Below are 18823 nucleotides of genomic sequence, written 5' to 3'. Positions count from 1 at the left end.
CCGAAAGAAAGGGTCATGGAAATGCTTCACCTTGAAGAAAACCCGATTATCGCAGCTGTTCGCACCGAGGAAGAACTTCTGGAAGCAGTAAAATCCCCTGTGGAAATCATTTTTTTGCTGCGGACTGGCATTCTCACGCTAAAGCGGCAGATTGATGCAGTTCATAAGGCGAATAAACTGATTTTTGTCCACGCTGACTTGGCGGAGGGCATCGGCAATGACCGAGAGGGTATCGGATACCTCAAAAGCCTGGGCGTCGACGGCATTATCAGCACCCGAAGCGCCATGATTCGCTACGCCAAGGAATGGGAATTGGGAACGGTTCAGCGCTTTTTCATCGTGGATTCCCATTCCATCGACACCGCTGTCGACACCATCCGTACTTCTCGCCCTGACATGATTGAAATCATGCCGGGAGTTCTCTGTAAAATTATCAAAAAGTTCTGCCAAAATGTACAGATGCCGGTAATTGCAGGAGGACTCGTCGAAACGAAAAAAGAGGTCATGGATGCTATCGATGCAGGAGCTTCCGCAGTCTCCACTGGTTGCAAACCGCTCTGGTACGCCTGACATTAAAATTTTGATATCTCATGTAGTACCTTTTATACTTGAAACCGGCAGAGTGGGTCTTAGGGGATTTATATCCTAAAACTTGCTCTCCTCATAACTCACATTTTTCTATTTCATCAAAATACCGGAACGTTAAAAAACGTTCCGGTATTTTTTATATATTTAAAATTAAAAATGGAAGCGGCTGACGAACTGATCTTTTAGATCCTTACGGGCGAAAATAAACATAGCCGCCACCGTCAGCAGGGCGTACAGCCCCGACAGTGCACAGGCCCAAAAGGACGTGGCTACCTGACAGACGTACAGAATAATAGGCAGAAAGCACAGGAACAGCATGGTGATCGTGTAACCGATGTATGCGTTCCAAAGCATCTTCTTGGAAAAAACAATGATAGTGATGAGAAGGGTGTGGGCGATGACGATAAACGGAACGACAATGTTGACCGACCAGCGATGAAATCCCGAAAACACGTCGATCAAGACAGCCAATGCGGAAAGTCCGATGGTTTGCAGAATGATCTTTCCTCCGCCGTGCATTTTAGAGAGAATGGTGTTACCGATGGTCAGCCAAAGGTACATGGCTCCACCCGCCGCAAAAATTGACCACAGTTCTGGATACATCTCCCAAGTCAAGATATTAATGAATACACTCACCACTGACACAAAAATGGCCGCAAACGCGATAATCCGTGGAAAAATACGCTGTCGCACCGACAACTTTTTGTAGTCATAGGCGGGATAAACCGGCGCTTCCCCTTTTGCACCCAATTTTTCGTGGCAGAAAGGGCATTCCTTCTGAGAATCCCGCAGATGAACGCGGCAGTTGATACACTCCTTCACACTCCGAACCCCCAATCGTTGGAATAGATCTCCGGCTCGAGGCCGCTGTCCTCAGCTACCAACTTAAAAAATCGAAAAATCAAGTCCGATTCGCGAATGGTCCTGGCAAAGCTGACGTTCAGTCGGTCTCCAAAGGAACACATCCCACAATTAATCGGACTTTTTAAGGTGGGATACAAAATTACCGATATTTCCTCGATTTCTTCCGCCAAATCATCGGGAAACCGAATATTTCCCAGATTCGAAATCGTGATAGTTTTTAGATTTTCCCCTTGTATGTTAAACGCCTGCTTCAAAACAATGTTTTTGAGGAAAAGCGGAACAAATTTAACTCCGTAATTGCGCTCCAGATGAACGTTGTCGGAGATGATTTCCTGAAGTGCCTCTTTACTTGCCTTTTCTTTCATTTCCTTAGAAACCTCTGCTAATAACGCATCGAAACCGGTTTCCGCATTTACGGTAGCGCCTACATTAGCCACCGCAAAGAAGTTCCGCAGAGTCTTAGACGGGAAAAAACGCCTGAGATTTACCGGTACCGATATAACAACCGGTTCTTTCTGAAGACCATATTGCTGATAAGAAAGGTAGATGGCGTAGATAAGGCTGGCGGTCAGGTATTCCGTCAGCGTCACGCCTTTGTTTTTGGCGTGGCTGTTGAGGGCCTTTGCAGGAAATACCCCGTGGATAATATTATTTCCAAAGGGTTCCAGCGGCGTGCCGACAATTCGAAAGGAAGGCTGCCGCTTTACTTTTGCCTTTTTAACAGGCTTATAGTACTTTCTAAAGCTGTCGTCCAGTTCGCACTGCTCCGGAACCTGCCCCGGCAGGAGCACAATTCCCTGTGGATCAATTTCCTTCCCCTTTAAACGGAAATATTGGTACAACAGCGTTTTGAGAAATTCAATGGCACCCGCTCCGTCGGTTAGGGCGTGAAAAACTTCCAGAGAAATCTGCTGTTTATAATAAAGGACGCGCAGAAAATAGCCGCGGTTTTGCTTTGGAATCAGCGGCGAGCAGGGATAGTTATTTTCCTCCGAAATTAGGATTGGACTTTCATTTTTGTCAAAAAAGTTCCAGAATACCCCCCTCCGCAGCTTCACCGCCATCAGCGGATACCGTTTGAGGGCCATTTCTGCCGCCGACTGAAGCTTCTCCGGGTCGACGTTTGCTTTTAACCGCACCGCGATTCGATAGACCGAGGTGTTGGATTTCTTTGTTACCGCCGGAAAAATCTTGGCGGCGTTGTCAAGACGATACCAGTTGTCCATATATCTGCTCCTGTCCAGTTATTGCTGGACTTTATATAAATTAATCTATGCCATTTTCGGAAAAGTTTTCTATTATCATCATAGCACATTGTGAAAGAAGAATGTAGGAGAATCTGTAAATTTTCAATTTGACTTTAGAAAATGGTCAAAAAATAAGCAAAATCAAGTCAAATAATTCACTTGTTATTTGTTGCAAAGTGCGGTAAAATAGCGAAAGAATACTAGGAAAAGGCTGGATGTCATGAAAAAAACTTACGGAATCGTAATTGTCGGCTGCGGTCATATCGGATTGGAGCATTTAGAAGCGGTCTATTACCGCGACGACGTAAATCTCATCGGAACCGTTGATTTAAACAAAGATGCCGCCCGGTTCGCGGCCAAAAAGTTCGGAGCAAAGTCATACGGCACCGATTATAAGGAATATCTCAACCGGGATGACGTGGATATTGTCCTGATTGCCACCTATGCCAAAACTCATCTGCAAATTCTCAAGGACTGTCTCCAAGCGGAAAAACACGTTCTCTGCGAAAAGCCCATTGCCACCAATCTGGCTGACGGCAAGGCGTTTTTTGAAGCGGCAAAGGCATCGGGCTCCAAGGTGCTCATCGCCCATGTTCTGCGCCATAACGCCACCTATCAGAAGGCGGCTGAACTCATTCAAAGCGGACTCATCGGCGAAGTGCGACTCATCCGCATGGTACAAAACCACCACGTCATGGATAAAAAACGGTATGCCGCCCTGCTCCGTGACTGTCCACCCATCATTGACTGCGCCGTCCATTACGTAGACGTGATTCGCTGGTTTACAGGGCTTGAAATCCGTTCGGTAGGTGGAGTGGGCGCCCGCATTGGCGACATCGCTCCGGAAGGCTCTTATAATTACGGTATGATGACCATGGAGCTTTCAAACGGCGGAGTAGCTTACTACGAGGCGGGCTGGAGCAGTACGAACGCCTCCCAGAACTTAAAGGAATTTATCGGCGATAAGGGCAGGCTTCGCATTAACTTGCAGGCAAACCGGGCGTCCGACCAGGAAGAGGGCGACAGCATCGAGTGGTACGACGCCGAGAGCAAAAGTTATCACGTCATCAACAGCCCCAGCGTTTATAAAAACATGTATGGCCAGCTGGAGTGCCTTATCAAGATGATAGAAGGCGAAGCCGGCTCCCCCACCATGGAAGACGCCTATAAAGCCTTCTGCCTGACCATTCTGGGTGACCGGGCTATCCGGGAACACAGGGTCATTCCGGTGACGGAGGAAGAATTATATCGGTAAAAAAGGCCTCTGCAACAAGCAGGGGCTTTTTTCAATTGACCAATTTTATGATTGGTGCTACAATGAGGACAAATAAACGATGAAAGGGTGTTTTTTATGAATAAAACAGTATTTACAGCCGCCCAAACTAGGAGGGACGCAAATAGATGACCCTCCGCGACAGATGGAGGATTCATTTTGAACAGAGATTTTATCGCAAAGCACTGGTATGCTTCTATTTATGAGCAGATGGAAAATCAGACATACGATGTAGAATTTTTACTGAGAGTGCTGGGCCCCAAGCCCATAAACATCCTGGAAATCGGCTGTGGAGGAGGAAGAATCGCCGTACCGCTGGCTGAAGCCGGACATTTCGTCACCGGGCTGGACGCCGACGAATACGCGCTGCTTCGCTGTTACCGGCAGGCGCGGAACTTGCCCAACCTGCGGTGCGGTCAAGCAAACGTGATTCAGGACGAATGGGCAACCGGATACGACGCAGTGGTGATCGCAGGAAATTTCCTCATCAACATCGAGTCGAATGTGGATTATCGGCTGGCGCAGCAAACCCTCATCCAAAAAGCCGCGGGCGCTCTTTTACCGGGCGGGCATCTGTACCTGGATTTCGATCTGTCCCCCAACCCGTCCGCCGTGTTCAACGAAATTGGGGAAAGCAGTTATTTTTCCGGCACCGATGACCTGGGCACCTTTGGAAAAACGGTCTCTTACGGAAGCGTATACGACCCTGTTACCCAAATCTGTGCCGGCGCCGAACACTGGGAAATCACCACAAACAGCGGCGATTCCTTTTTTGTTCCGGACAAGTGGTACAAGCACATCCCCACACAGAGAGAGGTCTACGGCTGGCTCGGGGAAGCGGGCTTTTCCATCGAAAGAACCTACCTAAATTACACCGATGAGCCTTTGACCGAGCCCATCGCCCCGGAGACATGGCGGGCGACCATTTGGGCACAAAAAGGATAGTACACAAAAAGCAGGGCAACGATTGCCCTGCTTACTTTTTTACAAAAAACTCCGTTACCGGAAATAAATGCGTTTGACGCTGATGGGCTGCCCCATGGGGATCCCGGACATAAATTCGCAGTCTTCCCCGCATTCTTTTTCCCTGAGGCAGCGGTGTTCTCTGCTGCCGTCCTCCTTGTGCAACACCTCAAATCCCACGTTTTCTCCCCGGTTCAGGCAATAGCGCACCTCGAAATTTTTGTAGCTGTACAATGAAAAATCCTCCTCCTTCATCTTCTTAGCGTTCTATTTATTCTTCCTTTTCTACTTTATTATACGCGATCTGAAACGTAAATAATCGTCATTCCTGTCGAGACGCCCGCATATTTTTAGAATATTTTCCAATCCTTCCCTCATACATTATAATACGCAAAATAGAATGCCCTCATTGGGATGACATTGACGAAACAGGAGGAAACGGAAATGGAACTTGTACTGAAAAACTTAGTAGAGACTACACTTTTGAAATTCAGGAAACCGGTCCGGGACGAAAAACAGCAACTCAGAGATGACATCAAAGACGTAAAACTGAGGCTGGATGCCGCCCGGAGCCGGTTTGAGTTCGCAGACGACGACGCGGATATCGAATCGACCATCTACGAGATGGAATCCCTGAGCGTCCAGTACCGGCATCTGCTCCGGCGGGCGCGGGAATTAAACCTCACCTGTGACCCCATGGACAATTGGTGAAAAAGTCTTGCAAACAGCGGGGAAAGCGGTATAATAAACTTAGGGAAGCTGTTTACAAAGCGTCCAAGCGGCGCTTTGTATTCCGCTTTTACTGGATGTGTGAAAACATTTCGCCATGAACTTTAAAAGGACACGGATAAAAAGGATGGATTTATGAAAAAATCCTGTCCAATCTGATGTTAGGACAACCCTCTTAAATCGGCCCGTGTTCCTGAAAGGAATGAGATCTTATGGAGCTCAACCGCTATATGCAGCAGCTGGTAGACGACATCGCAGCTCTTTGCTCCCCGGAACGCATTTACATATTCAGCGTCAAGGTCAACCTGCACGGAGAAGTGACGAGTTTTAAGCTCTGCGTCGTCGCCGACACCGATAGCAAAGCCAAGCTGGAACAAAAAATCTATCTGAGCCTCGACTGCGAGCTGCCTTACGACGTAGTCATCTACACTGCCGACGAATGGAAGGCTTTTACGAACAATCCCCTGTCCTTTGCCCATTCGATTATGGAGAAAGGATGGAAGGCTTATGACAAGGCACCGCAGTAACCCGGAAGACAGCCGGCACTTCCGCGACTGGGTCAACGCCGCCTACGACGACCTGCGGGCGGCAAAACTTTTGCTGGAAGACAATACCCTTAACAACTGCACTGCCTTCCACTGTCAGCAGTGTGTGGAAAAAGCCCTGAAGAGTTTTATCCTCTGCCGAACCCATCAAACGGTGGACGGACACAACCTGACCTGGCTCTGCCGCCGGGCGGCGGGGCTGGACGGAAGCTTCAAGCAGTGGCTTTCGGAAAGCGCCACTTTAAACCGGTACTACATTGAGACCCGGTACCCTACCGATATTCCCACCGAAATTTCAGACGCCACAGTTTACCGGCTCTATAAGCTCACCGAGGAGATGTTTTATTACGTCACCGACGAAGTAGGGCTGACCGACCGTCTGGATGACCTGGACGCTTACTAAAATACATAAAAGGAATTCTATATGGATAACTTTACGTTGGAGCAATGGGACGAAACCGGCTATCAGGCCCTCACCGCCCATCTTTTCACACTGAAAGACCCTGCCTACAAAACATTTCACCAAAAGCTCATCCCCGATGTGGAAAATTTTATCGGCGTCCGTACCCCGGCGGTCAAGACACTTGCCAAGGAAATCGCCAGGGGGAATGCGGAAAGCTTTTTGCGGGTGAGCAAAAGCGATTATTACGAGCAGTCCATGCTGGAGGGGCTCGTCATTGGGACCGCCAAATGTGATTTTAACGTGTTTTGGGAGAGAGTCTCTGCCTTTGTCCCGAAAATCGACAACTGGGCGGTCAACGACAGCTTCTGTGCCGCCGCCAAAATGGTGGGCAAACATCTTGCAGACAGTCTGCCGCAGATAGACAAGCTTCTTTGCAGCGACAACCCTTGGTGCATCCGGGCGGGGCTGATCTTGCTGCTCGACTACTACGTTCGGGAGGAATGGATCGACGAGACTCTTTTCCGGTGCGCGCTCCCCTTCCCCGACAAGTATTACGTAAAGATGGGGCTCGCCTGGCTTCTTTCGGTCTGCTATGTGAAATTTGAGGACAAAACTCTCGCCTTTTTAAAAAATAGCGCGCTGGATGATTTCACCTACAACAAAGCTTTGCAGAAAATCATCGAGTCCAATCGAGTTTCCAAGGAGAAAAAAGAGCAAATCCGGAAGATGAAGCGGTAAGATGTGAACTTTTTAATTTATTTTCGAAAATAGATTGACTTTGACTCAACACGGTGTTATACTAAACAAGTATTCAAGATTTGTAGCTTTGTTCCACATGTTATGTAGATCATGGTTCTAAAATGATCTGCAGTAATATGTGGATTTTTTGTTCTTTGGGTACAAATATTTTTTAGGAGGTACCCAAATGAATAACGGTACTGTAAAATGGTTCAACTCTGACAAAGGCTTTGGTTTTCTCACTAACGACGACGGCGGCGAGGATGTATTCGTCCATTTCTCCGCAATCGTTTCCGACGGGTTCAAAACCCTGGCGGAAGGCCAGAAGGTGACTTTCGACACCGAGCAGGATCCCAAGGACAGCCGCAAGCTGAGAGCTGTGAACGTTCGCGCTGCGTAATTTTATTGCAGCGTACAAAGGAGCAGGAGAAATCCTGCTCCTTTTATTTTTTAGAGAAAATAAGTATTGCTTTTTTCCTGCTTTTTAGCAGCAATCTCCTATTCATAATTTTCGTATCACTTATACGACAATTATGATTATAATGAAAAATAACAATCGTATTATAATAGTGTTGAAGGTTCGCAACGGAATCAGTAACTATAACGGTACTCTTTATAGGAATATTACAACTTTTAAGAATATAAACTGCCATAAAAAACGCTATTATAGAAATGGAAAGAGGAGGGCTGCGTATGCCGGTTATAAAAATCCAAAGCAATCTCAGATTAGACCCTGTAACTCATTGTAAAATACAAAAAATTGCCCGAGAAGAACACCGTTCCCTAGCAAATATGATCGACCATCTCGTAAAAAAAGAAATAAAAAGATATGAAATGGAGCATAGTGAAATCATCGTAACCGAAGAGGACATCGTGTTGGCATAAAAACAGCGGGAATCGATGGATTCCCGCTGTTTTCTTATCTTTTAATTAGCTTATCCCAGCATTTCCTCACGCCTGCGGGACCAGCCGGGCAAAAATCTGGCCCCAGTTCAAACATGGCCGGGCCGCTGTACCCCGCGTCCTCCAAAGCGGACAGAATCGCTTCCCAATCGTTCAAACCCTTGCCGGGGAGCCAGTGGCGCTCGTTGACGAAGTCGTAATCGGAAAGATGCACCGTGACGATGCGGCTTCCCAACGCACGGATGAAATCCTCCGTCCTCTCGGTGAGCAGGTGGTTCGTGTCGCAGCAGACACCCAGCCTGTCGATGCCGTCGACAATCCGGAGCATCTCTTCGGTGGTGTTTCCGAGGCAGGTACGAGGAAGATCCTCCACTGCCACCTGCACCCCCACCTGTTCCGCCGCGTCGCAGAGGTCAGAGAGTGACTCTCTCACCCGTTTAATCCGCTCCTCCCGCTCGTTTTCGGGGACGGGCTCAAAGGAAGGATGCACCACAGTCTTGCGGATACCCATTGCTTCCGCCGCCGAGGAAATCAGCGCGCTGTGCCGGACGACGACAGCCTTGCGGTGGCACTCGTCGAGGCTTGACAGATCCTCGTCCCATCCGTAGGGGATGTGAAGCGACCATATGGTGAGGCCGATGCGTTTGGCGTGATCTCCCAGATGCTTCCACGCGGCTTTCAGGTCGCAGGCCGGCCATCTTTGCCAGCGGTTCTGCATATCCAGTTCCATAAAGTTCACGCCGTTTTCCGAAAGACGGGTCATGTCTTCCAATGCGACGGCCTGCTCCCCAAAAAGGCAGGATGCGGCACCCACTTTCCAATCCATGCGGCTGGTTTTCATAAAAAAGCCTTCTTTCTCTTGATGGGACAAACGCCGCGACAAAATCGCGGCGTTTGTTTTTCTTCATCGTATCAAATTGTAAAAGAAACTGCAAGCTTTATTTTTTGCTCAGTTCCAGAATACGGATAGAGTCGAGAATACCCGTTTCTTTGGCAAGCTTTCCGTATTTGTCCACTTCATTTTTGTCCTTGGGGCCGTGAGTGACGCAGGCTGCCCCGCCGATACATCCACCCACGCAGGCCATACCTTCGATGAAGTTCGCGTCCAAAACGCCCTTGTTCGCTTTGAGCAGGGCTATTTTACAGGCTTCCAGCCCGTCGCAGGCCTCGGCCTTCACGGTAAACTCCTCGCCTTTTTCCTTGAGGGCCTGCACCACCGCGTCGGACACGCCGCCCGACCGTGCGAAGATGCGGCCATAGTAAGAGGCGTTGTTCAGCGGCGACTCCTCCAGATTTTCCGGCTCTATGTCCCGACTGTCCAGCAGCGCCTGAAGCTCCTCAAAGGTGATGACGCAGTCCACATACCGGTTCACCGGTTCCCGCTTCACTTCCATTTTCTTGGCGGTACAGGGCCCGATGAAAATTACTTTTCCAGTGGGGTCGGTTTCTTTGATATATTTGGCGATTTCCGCCATGGGGGACAGGTTGTGGGAAATGTGCTCCACCATCTGGGGGAAATTCTTGTGAATGAAATCGACGAAAGCAGGGCAGCAGGAGCTTGTGAGGAAGCCTTTCTCCATCAGCTCGTCGGATTCCTTATAGGCTGTCATGTCGGCGCCCAAAGCAGCCTCAACAACCTCGTGAATACCTAATTTCTTGATTCCGGTGACGATCTGGCCGATTTTTGCATATGCAAACTGGCTGGAAATGGCGGGGGCGATGACGGCGTAGACCTTGTAATTGCGGTTTTGGTCGCTTTCCTTAATCATCTCGATGGCGTCAACAATGTAGGACTTGTCGACGATGGCGCCGAAGGGACACTGGTAGACACAGGCGCCGCAGGAGACGCACTTCTCGTTGTTGATGTGGGCCTTCTCGTCCTCATCCATCTTGATGGCGCCCGCTTTGCAGCTCCGCTCACAGGGGCGGACCTGCTCTAAAATCGCGCCGTAAGGACAGACGCTGGCGCACCTGCCGCAGGCCACGCATTTATCGTGGTCGATGACGGCGTGCTGGTCCTTGATGCGGATAGCGTCCTTGGGGCAAACGCTCTGGCAGCGGTGAGCAATACATCCACGGCAGGCGTCGCTGACAGTGACCCGATGAACGGGGCACTCGTCACAGGCGATGTCGATGACCTCGATGACGTTGGGGTTATCCCGGTCGCCGCCCATGGCCATATGTACCCGCTCCTCGACAATTGCCCGCTCCTTGTAGACGCAGCAGCGCATGGTGGCTTTTTTACCGGGGATGATGGTTTTGGGGATTTCGTAGTAACCCTCCCGGAGCCGGCCCTCAAAGGCGAGCTTGGAGACCTCCTTTAAAACCTGATATTTCAAAAGCTGCACGCTGGTATCAAAATTTCTGTTCATCTGCCTTACCTTTCTTAATAATATTTCACTTTTACCCGTTTTCCCATGATCTCCAGATTTTTGGCGAGAATCTCAACGATTTTCAGCTTCAGGGAAAGGTCGAGAGGGAGGTTCGGGTTCTGATGAGCAGGGTTCATGGCCCGGCCCACGTAAAAATTCACGTCAGTGGCCTCCTCAAAAAGGTACTTGGCGATCAGCGATGCCCCATCCTTCTTTTTGAGCCAGGAGGTGTCGGTGTTGGAATCGCTGACGATGGTGTTGGAAATCTCCATAACCTTCCCCAGAGTCAGTGCCCCCTCGGTGACCAGGTCCACCCCGTCCATGTATCCGATGGGAGGAATTTTCGGGTCGATGTAGTCGAGGCAGGTGCGCACCGTCGTCCCAAGATAGCCGGAGACGATTTTGGAGGTGGTTCCCCCGCTGACGATTTTTTTACCCTCGTCCTCTAAAAATTCCTTGACTACCTTTTTGTCGTCGGCCGAATCGGACGGCGGGCCGAACATGATAGAAACCAAGGATTTTTCCCGCACCTTCATGACGGCGACGGTGGTATCATCCCCCATTTTGTCCATGTAAAGGGCCTTGCAGGCGTCGGCCAGCTTTGCCGCCGTACTTTTGGGAGAAGCGTCGGGGTCGTAGTTTTCCTCCAGGAATTTTGCCACGTTCTCCTGCTGCCAGCCGATGTTCATGGTAATGCCGATTCCGGCGTGTGGCACTCCGTCGCTGAACATGACGAAAACGTCCCCCAGCTCCACTTTCATCCGGCTTTCATAAACGGTTTTGTCCGAGATAATGTTCATTTCAATGGGATATTCGGTGCGTTTGCCGTCCCGCAGCAGGACGCAGAGGGGGTTGTCAAACTGTACCATGTAGGCTTCCCCATCGGAGCGGATTTGCAAAATGGTAAAGGTGGAATAAGCTACCTGGCGCACTTTGCAGATGGGCAGTGTCTGGATAATGGTCTCAACACAGTCCTCGATTTTCATGCCGCTGGCCATCATGGTGCCAATAATTTTTGAAGTCAGAGTGGAGAGGATGTTGGCCTTGACACCGCTTCCCAGCCCGTCAGCCAGAACCAGGGTTAGAGTGCCATCGTAATAGATGCTCTCTACCCGGTCGCCGCAGAGCTCCTCGCCGTATTTATTAAGGCTCACATAGCCGGTTTCGATAAAATATCTCATGGCAACGCCCCCTTAGGCTTCGTCGGCGTCGTCCATCATGCTCTCCTTGAGCCTCGTCAGGGCGATCTTGGTTTCAGCCGTGGTTTCCCCTAAAAGGGAGGCGATTTCCTGAACGACCCGCATCTGTTTGTTGATGACCTGGTCGGTGATCTCGATGGTGTCCCGGCGCATGGCAGCCTCGTGCTGGGCGGCCTTTTCTTCTTTATTGATATCCTTGAGGAAAATCAGCAGCAGTCCGTGGTCGTAGTCGTAAATAATAGATTTTTCCACGTAGATGCCGTACCGGTCGAGATAGCATTTCTCCGACAGGACATTCTGGCGAGTGTCGATAATGTCGATGAGCTCCGCCTCGTCGTAGATGTCGCCGATGGGGCGGCCTGCCATCTTTTCTCCTGGATCGATGCTCATTAAGCGGTATGCAGCCCGGTTGAACTGCTGGATGGAAAAGCTGGAATCAACCGCGATAATGGCGTTGGGGGAAGAATCGAGAATCTGGTCAGAAACCGATTCCGCCCGCTCTTTCATATAAGGCAGGCACATTTCCAGCTCCGCCTTGCCCTGGTAGACGGCGATGGCCTTCTCCCAACAGGTGGAATAGCCGCAGGCGCCGCAGTTGAGCATATCTTCAGGTTTTGTCTTACCCGTCTTAGCCAAAATTTCCCAAATAGCCGCCTCACCGGGAATATTCTGGCGGGGCAGGTCCAAATCAATCCGTTTGTTCAGGGTTAGATTATGTACTACATCGTAATCTTTTTTCTTTTCGGCGATTTTTTCTACCATGGCGCGGGAGGTAATGATCCCCTTTTTCTCATGGGGCATACCCGGCCCGTTGATACAGCTTCCCTCGCAGGCGCTCATCTCAATGAAATAGCCTTCCATCTTCCCCTCGGCGATTTCCTCTAACGCCTTCCGGCAATTTTCCACACCGTCGATAGCGATATATTGATAGGTAGGGTCTACATCCATACTCTTGATAATACCGCCGGTCTCAGGGAAAAACCGGGAGCGGAACTTGGAGCCGTCTCCTTTGGAATTATCGATCTCCACTCCTTCCTCGGCAAACCAATCCCAAAGCTCGTCAAAAGTGATGGTAATGCTGATGCTCTCGTTGCCGCAATACTGATCCACTTCGTCTTTTTTGGAGATGCAGGGGCTGATGAACACCACCTCGGCGTCGGGGTACTGCTCTTTCATCAAGCGGCCGTGGGCGTCCATAGGAGAGAGCACCTTGGCCACATAGGGCAGACAGCCGATGTGGTATTTCTGGATGAGGCGGATCACCGAATGGCAGCAGGAGGAGATGATGACCGGCTGTTTTTCCTGAACCAGCCGCTCGTACTCCCGCTTGACCACATTGGCGCCGGCGGCAGTTTCCTGCACGTCGAAAAAGCCCAGTTTTTTGATAGCCTCGGCGATGGGAGTAAACCCGTCGGTGTCAAAGGCGGCAATATAGGACGGCGCCAGCGACGCCACCACTTTTTTGCCGGATTTCATCATTTCCTTGACCCGTGGCACATCGTCCCGGACCTGCTTTGCGTTCTGGGGACAAATTTTAACGCACCGGCCGCACAAAATGCATTCCTCAGGGATGATTTGCGCCTGGTGGTCTTTAACGCGGATGGCCTTGATGGGACATTCGCGCACACATTTATAGCAGTCTTTGCAGTTTGCTTTTTTAAAGCTCAATACTTCCACAACATTCACGCCTTTCTCAAGCGTCCGATTTTCGACGCCGCAGAGTTAGATGCTGATCGGAAAATGCGCGCCTCCCGGATGAAAACGTTTCCAATTTTGGGCAGAGCGCCGCCTTTCCTAAAAAGAGTCAGTTCCCGTTCTGAATTGGCTTCAACACGTATTGATTGAAAATTTCCACCGCGTTTTCGGGAGATACATGATCAACGAACTCCCCATTGATTTTCGTGGAAACACCATCGGTACAATGGCCCAGACAGAAAGACGCCTTAAGCTCCACCTTGTCTTCCAGCTTGTGCTCCTCAATCAACTTTTGAAAAGCGTTGATGATGTTGTAAGACCCCTTGAGGTGGCAGGAACTGCCCACACAGATAAATACTTCCATAAAATCCTCCTTATTGATTTAGCAAATTAAAGCTGTAATTCATCGAATTGTTAAATTATTATCAAATATGTTTTTATTATACTGGTTATTCCCCGAAAAGTCAACGATTATTGGCGATTTTCCACGAATTTACGGAGAATAAGCTGATTTTATTTCTTATAAATCTATTGCAAATTATCGGTCTTTCCCAGAAGTTCTCTTTTTTGACTTTTTGATTTATCTGCCGTATAATATCTACAACTGACACATAAAGTGTGCCATGCGCCTAAAGGCGCTTTTATCCCGCTGGCCCGGGATAAGTGAGAACATTGTATCATAAGTCCCGGCCGCTGCACGGCCGACAAAGTCGCTTCGCGTCTTTTTGCCCGCTAAAGCGGGCGAATTTATGGTATAATATCCACAAATAGCACACAATGTGTGCTATGCGCCGCAGGCGCAATCATTTTGTCTCGCAAAATGATTTGTGGATGATTATCACCATAACAAAAACAGCTAAAGCTGTTTTGCGCCGCTGAAAGCGGCGTGCAAGCCCTATGGGCTTGCGGATATGGTATAATAACCTCACGGCGTAAGCCGAAGCCTTGTTTCACAAGCCTTCGGACGCCTGAGAGAACATTTTATCACAATTTGGACTATCGCCCCTGCGGCTGCGCCGCTCCTTGCGCTTCGCGCAATTAAATTGTGGTATAATAGCCTCACAAGCAAACAGCAGGGCTGTTTGCAAAGCGCCTTGCGCGGGCTATGCCCGTTATCGTGGACTTCGTCCACTAATTTATGGTATAATGAAATACATCAATTATTGCAAAAGCTGCCTTTATACAAGAAACTTTGTACACCGGAATAATCTAAACCGGTTCAGGAGGAAAAAATGAAAAAACTCATTGCATCCGTGCTTGCACTGTCTTTAATCGCATCCACAGTAACTGTACCAGTAGGCGCAGCATGGAAAAAAGACAGTACCGGCAACTGGACATACCTGCAAAAGAATGGTTCGAAAGCAACCGGCTGGCTTACGCTTCAGGGCAAGTGGTATCACTTTGACTCCAATGGCTTGATGGAAACCGGATGGGTGTACTCAGGAGGAAAATGGTATTATATGGCATCCGATGGCACGATGAAGACTGGCTGGATCAAAACAGGAGGCCAGTGGTACTACATGGACCGGTTCGGGGCCATGCAAAAAGGCTTTATCCACGACGGAACAGACTGGTATTTTTTAGGGCCTTCCGGCGCGTTGGAGCAAAACGGCGTTGAAGCCTGCGAAAGCTGTGAAGCTTTTTCCTCCAACGGTAAAAGCATCCGTTTGAAGGGCGGCCTCATTTACGTGGACGGCATTCTCGTCGCCAATAAACGCTACCCCCTCCCGAAAAACTATACTCCCGGCGGCCTCACCGACGAAGTGATGGGCGCTTTCAACACACTGAAAAATGCCATGTCGGCACAGGGCATGTCGCTTTACATTTCTTCCGGCTACCGATCCTATAGCTATCAGGCGGGTCTCTATCAAAAATATGCGGCGAGGGACGGAAAAAATGCCGCCGACCGGTATTCTGCACGAGCTGGCTTTTCGGAGCATCAGACGGGGCTGGCGTTTGATGTAAACCAAATCAACGACTCCTTCGCAAACACCGCCGAGGCAAAATGGCTTGCCGCACACGCCCACGAATACGGCTTCATCATCCGCTATCCCAAAGGCCAAGAAGATATCACCGGCTACCAGTACGAGCCCTGGCACCTCCGGTATCTAGGGAAAGACACTGCCAAGGCGGTCTATGAAAGCGGACTTTGCCTGGAAAAATACTTAGGAATCCCCTCCTATTATCTGCAATAATTTTGCTATTCATGTAAAAAACATCGGCTTACATAAGCCGATGTTTTTTGTTTCGATGCAGATGAATTTTATTCTTTCCGAAGCGCTAAGATCTGTTCCACCGCCTCGGCAAAACCGTATCCGCCCTCCCCTTCGGTCACATAGGTGGGCAGGTGGTTGAGCAAACGCACGAAAGGCTTGATGTTCGCCACACCGCAGCTCAGTTTCAGACTCTCGAACATGGGCTCGTCATTGGGGGAATCGCCGAAAAACATCACATGGTTTTGGATGTCCTCCTCCCCACGTACATCAGAGAGAAAGAGCTTTGCCATCGAGACTTTGTTGAAATCCCCAAACCAGGTGTTCACATGAATGGAGCTGATTTTTGCCACCGCCCCAAACCGTTCGCAGACTTCCTTGATTCGCTCCGCCGCCTCGAATCCAAGCTTCGGCTCGTCCTCGTTAAAATCGATGGCCAAATCATACTGGCGGTAATGCTGGTCTTTGGAAATCCGGCAGCCGGGCACTTCCTTCAGGCAGGCGTCCCGGATGACCTCAAGTTTACCGGAAACGTCCTCTGTGGGAATGGACGGATGGGTAAATTCCTTCCGCCTGCCGTTTTCCTCGTAGAAAACGAGCGCTCCATTCTCTCCGATGATAGCGTCGATGGGCCACTGTCGCACCGCCATGTCGCACCAGCCCGCCGGACGGCCGGTGACAGGAATCACCTTGATGCCGGCTCGATAAAGTTTCCACAATGCGTCATAGGCCTCGGGGAGAATTTTGCCCTCGTTTGTAATGGTGTCGTCGATGTCATGGAGGACATAGCGCAGATTTTTTGCCGTTTCCGGTTTTAAGTTCACAATCGGTTCCAATGTCGTTTCCTCTCTTTCGGTCTGCTGTCAAAACGTTACCTTTATTATAACGGATTACAGGCATTTTTACAAGAAAAGGCTCCCATTCCCACCGGGAAAACCGGTGAGAACGGGAGCCTGCTTCTCAAAAATCTCTGCACGCTACCCTTACGCTTCGTTTCTTTCTTTGGTATGACGGATGACCTTCAGGCGGGAAAATTCCTCCCTCTCCTTTTCCTCCAACGCATTGGAGATAAAGGCCGCCGTGGACTCAAAGTTCGGAATAATGATGTTTTTGAGGGCGTTTGCCCGGCGCTGGGTTTTTTTGATGGCGACGGCAAGCCGGTAGATGCTGTTTTCCATCTCCGCCAGTACCACCGTCATCTCTTTACATCGGTTAAAGCAGATATAAGCGATGTCTAGCTGGGAGTTAGAGACATAAAGTCCGTAAAAAACGCCCTCAGTTTCCGTCGCTTCCATGGTGATATGAGGGATTTCCACCCCCATTACACTTCGGTAGGTGATTTCGATACTCCGCTCCACCGGAACGGAGTAGGCGACGTTTTCTGAGATTCCCATAGAAATATTCGCCCTTTGGAGCGCGTCGTAGGCCCGTTTATAGGTGTCTTCAATTTCATCACGGATTTTTTTCGCGGTGTCGATGAGCGACATCATCTCCCGAATGAGAATATTCCGTTTTCGGTCCATCAGCTCGTAGCCGAGGTTCGCCAGCGACAGGGATTTCTTAATATTCAGTAGATTTCCTTTGGTGGGAAACACCTGGTCAGCCACGCGCAATCATCTCCTTTTCTGGACAGAGGGTGTGATCACCTTTCCGCCCTCACAAGCTAACAATCAAACGGAATGAATCTGTCTTTTGAATTTTTTGGCCCGGCTTTCGGTGTAGAACTCCAAAAGCATCTTTTCGTCGATGCGGTCCAACTCTTCTTTGGGCAGAAGGGACAGAAGGTCCCAGCCAAGCTCCAGCGTCTGCTCGATGGTGCGGTTTTCATTAAACCCCTGGTTGAGGAAATATTCCTCGAACATCTTGCCAAACTCCAGATACGCCCGGTCGGAGGGGGAAAGCTCCTCCTCGCCGATGACAGATGCGAGACTTCTCGCATCCTGGGTCTTGGCGTAGGCGGAAAAAAGCTGGTTGGAAACCGCCGGATGGTCTTCCCGGGTGTAGCCTTTTCCGATGCCGTCCTTCATCAGACGGGACAGGGACGGCAGGATGGAAACCGGCGGGTAAACGCCACTCTGATCCATGGTGCGGTCTAATACGATCTGCCCCTCGGTGATGTACCCGGTCAAGTCGGGGATGGGGTGGGTAATGTCGTCGTTGGGCATGGTGAGGATGGGGATTTGGGTCACAGAACCGTTTCCGCCCTTGACGATGCCGGCCCGCTCATAAAGCGACGCCAAATCGGAGTAAAGATAGCCCGGATAGCCTTTTCTGCCGGGAATTTCGCCCTTGGAAGAGGAAAACTCACGAAGGGCTTCGGCGTAAGAAGTCATATCAGTGAGGATGACCAAGATGTGCATCCCTTTTTCGTACGCTAAGTATTCGGCAACCGTCAGCGCACACCGGGGGGTGACAATACGCTCGACGATGGGGTCGCTTGAGAGGTTTAGGAACATGACGACCCGCTCCAGAACGCCCGACTCCTCAAACTGGCGCTTAAAGTAATCCGCCACGTCGTTTTGTACGCCCATGGCCGCGAAAACAACGGCGAATTTCTCGTCTTTATCGCCGCTTAGCTGGGCCTGCTTGACAATCTGGGCCGCCAATTTGTTGTGGCTCATGCCGGAACCGGAGAAAATCGGAAGCTTCTGGCCGCGAATCAGCGTCATCAAGGCGTCAATGGAGGAGATACCGGTGCGGATATAGTTTCGAGGATACTCACGGGAAACCGGGTTTAACGGTTTTCCGTTAATGTCCGCGTGTTCTTTTGCAAAAATCGGGCCCAGGCCGTCGATGGGGGTGCCGGCACCGTTAAAGATCCTGCCCAGAACCTCGGGGGAGAGGGGCATCTCCATAGGGTGTCCCTGGAAGCTGGTGCGGGTGTTAGTGAGAGAAATGCCGTTGGTGCCCTCAAAGACCTGCAAAACCGCTTTGTCCCCCTGGATTTCCACCACACGGGCCAAACGTTTGGTGCCGTCCTCCATGTGGAGTTCGGCCATTTCGTCATATCCGATGTCGGTCACGTGATCAAGGACGACGAGGGGGCCGTTAATTTCTTTCAAACCTAAAATTTGTACGCTCATACTCCTCG

At 50.0% G+C, this 18823-nt stretch carries 21 protein-coding genes; 10 read left to right on the top strand and 11 right to left on the bottom strand.

Annotation, left to right across the window (positions count from 1 at the left end; all coding sequences use genetic code 11):
- The first annotated feature begins 21 nt into the window (after positions 1–21).
- Positions 22–570 (top strand): glycerol-3-phosphate responsive antiterminator, encoded by a 549-nt coding sequence (locus H8710_RS02830; RefSeq protein ID WP_249293889.1) that lies wholly within the window; start codon positions 22–24, stop codon positions 568–570.
- 168 nt (positions 571–738) lie between these two features.
- Here H8710_RS02830 and H8710_RS02825 read toward each other — a convergent pair whose 3' ends face one another.
- Positions 739–1410, bottom strand: coding sequence for a DUF6320 domain-containing protein (locus tag H8710_RS02825; protein WP_249293888.1), 672 nt, complete (start codon positions 1408–1410; stop codon positions 739–741).
- Positions 1407–2678: a condensation domain-containing protein gene (locus H8710_RS02820; RefSeq protein ID WP_249293887.1), complete on the bottom strand. Its 1272-nt coding sequence runs from the start codon at positions 2676–2678 to the stop codon at positions 1407–1409. Before H8710_RS02820 ends, H8710_RS02825 begins: the two co-directional genes overlap by 4 nt.
- 241 nt (positions 2679–2919) lie before the next feature.
- On the opposite strand from H8710_RS02820, the gene H8710_RS02815 reads away from it, so the two are divergent.
- Entirely contained in the window at positions 2920–3954 is a 1035-nt protein-coding gene (locus tag H8710_RS02815; protein WP_249293886.1) for a Gfo/Idh/MocA family protein, read from the top strand.
- A gap of 177 nt (positions 3955–4131) precedes the next feature.
- Positions 4132–4917 carry a class I SAM-dependent methyltransferase gene (locus H8710_RS02810; protein ID WP_249293885.1) on the top strand — a complete coding sequence of 262 codons (786 nt, stop codon included), beginning with the start codon at positions 4132–4134 and terminating at the stop codon, positions 4915–4917.
- A 54-nt stretch (positions 4918–4971) separates the two neighbouring features.
- Here the strand turns inward: H8710_RS02810 and H8710_RS02805 are convergent, their stop codons facing one another.
- Positions 4972–5169: a hypothetical protein gene (locus tag H8710_RS02805; protein WP_249293884.1), complete on the bottom strand. Its 198-nt coding sequence runs from the start codon at positions 5167–5169 to the stop codon at positions 4972–4974.
- 210 nt (positions 5170–5379) lie between these two features.
- Between H8710_RS02805 and H8710_RS02800 the strand changes: the two genes are divergently transcribed.
- From H8710_RS02800 to H8710_RS02775, 6 genes are all read left to right on the top strand, one after another.
- Positions 5380–5646, top strand: coding sequence for a DUF2508 family protein (locus H8710_RS02800; protein WP_249293883.1), 267 nt, complete (start codon positions 5380–5382; stop codon positions 5644–5646).
- A 230-nt stretch (positions 5647–5876) separates the two neighbouring features.
- Positions 5877–6191, top strand: a complete 315-nt coding sequence (locus tag H8710_RS02795) for a hypothetical protein (protein ID WP_249293882.1) — start codon at positions 5877–5879, stop codon at positions 6189–6191.
- Complete coding sequence (locus H8710_RS02790) at positions 6172–6612, top strand: HEPN domain-containing protein (protein ID WP_249293881.1); 441 nt, start codon at positions 6172–6174, stop codon at positions 6610–6612. The genes H8710_RS02795 and H8710_RS02790 overlap by 20 nt, the downstream gene beginning before the upstream one ends.
- Positions 6613–6633: 21 nt before the next feature.
- The gene (locus H8710_RS02785) at positions 6634–7350 is read left to right on the top strand and encodes a DNA alkylation repair protein (protein WP_249293880.1); all 717 of its coding nucleotides are present in this window, start codon (positions 6634–6636) and stop codon (positions 7348–7350) included.
- A gap of 187 nt (positions 7351–7537) precedes the next feature.
- Positions 7538–7750 carry a cold-shock protein gene (locus H8710_RS02780; protein WP_249293879.1) on the top strand — a complete coding sequence of 71 codons (213 nt, stop codon included), beginning with the start codon at positions 7538–7540 and terminating at the stop codon, positions 7748–7750.
- Positions 7751–8043: 293 nt separating this feature from the next.
- The gene (locus tag H8710_RS02775; RefSeq protein ID WP_249293878.1) at positions 8044–8235 is read left to right on the top strand and encodes a hypothetical protein; all 192 of its coding nucleotides are present in this window, start codon (positions 8044–8046) and stop codon (positions 8233–8235) included.
- Between the two features lie 34 nt (positions 8236–8269).
- Here the strand turns inward: H8710_RS02775 and H8710_RS02770 are convergent, their stop codons facing one another.
- From H8710_RS02770 to H8710_RS02750, 5 genes are all read right to left on the bottom strand, one after another.
- The gene (locus H8710_RS02770; protein WP_249293877.1) at positions 8270–9094 is read right to left on the bottom strand and encodes a sugar phosphate isomerase/epimerase family protein; all 825 of its coding nucleotides are present in this window, start codon (positions 9092–9094) and stop codon (positions 8270–8272) included.
- 97 nt (positions 9095–9191) lie between these two features.
- A complete protein-coding gene (locus H8710_RS02765) occupies positions 9192–10625 on the bottom strand; it encodes a 4Fe-4S dicluster domain-containing protein (RefSeq protein ID WP_249293876.1) in 1434 nt (477 codons plus the stop codon).
- 14 nt (positions 10626–10639) lie between these two features.
- A complete protein-coding gene (locus tag H8710_RS02760) occupies positions 10640–11806 on the bottom strand; it encodes a SpoIIE family protein phosphatase (protein WP_249293875.1) in 1167 nt (388 codons plus the stop codon).
- Positions 11807–11818: 12 nt separating this feature from the next.
- Positions 11819–13501 (bottom strand): [Fe-Fe] hydrogenase large subunit C-terminal domain-containing protein, encoded by a 1683-nt coding sequence (locus tag H8710_RS02755; RefSeq protein ID WP_249293874.1) that lies wholly within the window; start codon positions 13499–13501, stop codon positions 11819–11821.
- A 127-nt stretch (positions 13502–13628) separates the two neighbouring features.
- Entirely contained in the window at positions 13629–13883 is a 255-nt protein-coding gene (locus tag H8710_RS02750) for a (2Fe-2S) ferredoxin domain-containing protein (RefSeq protein ID WP_249293873.1), read from the bottom strand.
- Positions 13884–14751: 868 nt separating this feature from the next.
- Here H8710_RS02750 and H8710_RS02745 point away from each other — a divergent pair.
- Positions 14752–15714 (top strand): M15 family metallopeptidase, encoded by a 963-nt coding sequence (locus H8710_RS02745; protein ID WP_249293872.1) that lies wholly within the window; start codon positions 14752–14754, stop codon positions 15712–15714.
- 68 nt (positions 15715–15782) lie between these two features.
- Here H8710_RS02745 and H8710_RS02740 read toward each other — a convergent pair whose 3' ends face one another.
- The 3 genes from H8710_RS02740 to H8710_RS02730 all read right to left on the bottom strand — a co-directional run bounded on the left by H8710_RS02740 (position 15783) and on the right by H8710_RS02730 (position 18815).
- Positions 15783–16568, bottom strand: a complete 786-nt coding sequence (locus H8710_RS02740; RefSeq protein WP_249293871.1) for an HAD family hydrolase — start codon at positions 16566–16568, stop codon at positions 15783–15785.
- 147 nt (positions 16569–16715) lie between these two features.
- Positions 16716–17339: a V-type ATP synthase subunit D gene (locus tag H8710_RS02735; protein ID WP_249293870.1), complete on the bottom strand. Its 624-nt coding sequence runs from the start codon at positions 17337–17339 to the stop codon at positions 16716–16718.
- Between the two features lie 63 nt (positions 17340–17402).
- Positions 17403–18815 (bottom strand): V-type ATP synthase subunit B, encoded by a 1413-nt coding sequence (locus tag H8710_RS02730; protein WP_249293869.1) that lies wholly within the window; start codon positions 18813–18815, stop codon positions 17403–17405.
- Positions 18816–18823: the final 8 nt, after the last annotated feature.

Origin of the sequence: Fumia xinanensis, assembly GCF_014384905.1 — a bacterium.
GTDB classification, from domain to species: Bacteria; Bacillota; Clostridia; order Oscillospirales; family Ruminococcaceae; genus Fumia; species Fumia xinanensis.
This window is presented reverse-complemented; position numbering and strand designations above follow the sequence as displayed.